At 69.8% G+C, this 2,536-nt stretch carries 2 protein-coding genes; one reads left to right on the forward strand and one right to left on the reverse strand.

Features of this window, described 5'->3' with window-relative positions; all coding sequences use genetic code 11:
- Positions 1-417 (reverse strand): hypothetical protein (locus WMJ97_RS14915; RefSeq protein WP_347349792.1); only part of this gene is annotated, 417 nt, incomplete at its 3' end.
- Between the two features lie 995 nt (positions 418-1,412).
- On the opposite strand from WMJ97_RS14915, the gene groL reads away from it, so the two are divergent.
- The coding region (gene groL / locus WMJ97_RS14920) for a chaperonin GroEL (RefSeq protein ID WP_347349793.1) at positions 1,413-2,536 on the forward strand (1,124 nt) is incomplete at its 3' end.

The raw sequence follows: 2,536 nt of genomic DNA on the forward strand, positions 1-2,536 counted from the left end.
TCCGCCGCGTCGGCCCAGCAACGCGCGCAGCCGCCGGCCGGCGCCGGCGGCGTCCCGGAAGAGGCCGCGGAGCGGCACCGGCTGGCCCGCGAGAAGGTAGCCCCCGGAGACCAGGCCCGCACCCGTCTCGAACGGGTTGCCGGCCGCAGAATGCCCGGCGACGACCCACGACCATCCGGCGGCCGCCGAGTAGAGCGGGAAGAACGCCGGCCCCAGCACCGCGTATTGGAAGGCGTGCCGCCCCTCGTGGGCGAGGATGTCGGGCATGACGCGCTCGAGGCGTCCGATGGTGGACGCCGTCGTCACGACATTGCCCACCGTGAACGCCCCGGCGATGGGGTAGCGGAAGCGGTAGCCCTCAGCGATCCAGAGCCCGTGCGGCCCGCGCCGGATGCGCGCTCGGCCGACCAGCGCCACCGCGATCCCGAGCGGGGTGGTGAGGTTGAGCAGGTTCAGGACGCCGCGGGCTCGCGTCCAGGGAAGGGGACCCGCTGGGCGTCGGGACGCCCTGGGGGCCGTGCGGGGACGCGCAGTGGCCGGGCGGGGACGGGGAGTGCTCCGGGCGGTCTGCCGGGGCTGGGTGCGACGGGAGCTGAACGGCGTCCACATGGGTGCCATCGTGCCGTACGCGCGGCGCGGGGGCCGGGCAGTGAGGCGGTTCGCGCATGAGCGCAGGGAGGCCCCGGTCGATTCGCCGCCACTCGATGAGGCTTTCTCGGACGATTCCCGCTCAGCCGCGCAGGGAAACGCGCATCGAGTGGTGGCGAATCGACTGGCCGGTGGGGGCCGGAGTCGGGTAGCGCGAGGGGGTCGCGGCGGCACGTGTCCGGCGACGGGTTCGCTCGGAAACGCCTGCAGCGTGTGCGGAACGCCTGCAGTAAACCGCGAAACGCCCGCAGCGTTTCCGCAACGCCTGCCTCCGGCGAGAACGCTGCCTTACGTCAGGCAGCGTTGCGGCCGCAGCCCGGCGTTTCGGGAACGCCTGCAGCGTTTGCGAAAGACCTGCAGCGTTTCGGTCTGCGGGGCGGCGCCCGTGTCGGACGCGGTCGCCGGACGCCAGCTCGGGGCGCGCCGGAGTCGTCCGCCCCTCCCCCCCGGGTCCGGCGAGCCTGCACGCCGGACAGGGTGACGAACAACCGCCCCTCACTCCTCGGCCACGAGCTCACCGCACGACAACCCACCCCGGCGACCCCCCGGACGTTCGCCGCGGGCGTCCTCATCTCGTTTGCACTCCCTGGGGGCGAGTGCTAAGAATGGTGTTAGCACTCTGCCGTGCAGAGTGCTACCTCTGTCAGACTCGATGAGACCGACCAGGTCGTCCGTCGCGGGCATCGTCTTTGGCATTGACCATGAACCAACGTGGGGTCCGCCAGCCCGGGGGCCCCGGATACGCCGGAGGATTGCCAACAACCATGGCAAAACTGATTGAATTCAATGTCGACGCGCGGCGCGGTCTCGAAAAGGGCATGAACACCCTGGCCGACGCGGTCAAGGTGACGCTCGGCCCGAAGGGCCGCAACGTCGTCCTGGAGAAGAAGTGGGGCGCCCCCACGATCACGAACGACGGCGTGTCGATCGCCAAAGAGATCGAGCTCGAAGACCCGTTCGAGAAGATCGGCGCCGAGCTCGTCAAGGAGGTCGCCAAGAAGACCGACGACGTCGCGGGCGACGGCACGACCACCGCGACCGTCATCGCGCAGGCGATGGTGCGCGAGGGTCTGCGCAACGTCACGGCGGGCGCCAACCCGATGAGCCTGAAGCGCGGCATCGAGAAGGCCACCAAGGCCGTCTCCGAGCAGCTGCTCGGCCAGGCCATCGACGTCGAGACCAAGGAGCAGATCGCCGCGACGGCGTCCATCTCCGCTGGTGACTCCACGGTCGGCGACATCATCGCCGAGGCGATGGACAAGGTCGGCAAGGAGGGTGTCATCACCGTCGAGGAGAGCAACACCTTCGGGCTCGATCTCGAGCTCACCGAGGGTATGCGCTTCGACAAGGGCTACATCTCCCCGTACTTCGTCACCGATACCGAGCGCATGGAGGCCGTCCTCGACGACCCGTACGTGCTCATCGTGAACAGCAAGATCTCCTCGCTGAAGGACCTGCTGCCCATCCTCGAGAAGGTCATGCAGTCGGGCAAGCCGCTGCTGGTCATCGCTGAGGACGTCGACGGAGAGGCCCTCGCCGGCCTGATCGTCAACAAGATCCGCGGCACGTTCAAGTCCGTCGCGGTGAAGGCCCCGGGCTTCGGCGACCGCCGCAAGGCCATGCTGGGCGACATCGCCATCCTGACCGGCGGCCAGGTGATCTCCGAGGAGGTCGGCCTCAAGCTGGACGCGGTGACGCTCGAGCTGCTCGGTCGCGCCCGCTCGGTGCGCGTCACCAAGGACGAGACGACGATCGTGGACGGCGCCGGTGACGCCGACCAGATCGCGGGTCGCGTGGCGCAGATCCGCCGCGAGATCGAGAACTCCGACTCCGACTACGACCGCGAGAAGCTGCAGGAGCGGCTCGCCAAGCTGGCCGGCGGCGTGGC

It is taken from the genome of Nigerium sp. (assembly GCF_039811905.1).
Taxonomy (GTDB): domain Bacteria; phylum Actinomycetota; class Actinomycetes; order Propionibacteriales; family Propionibacteriaceae; genus Propioniciclava.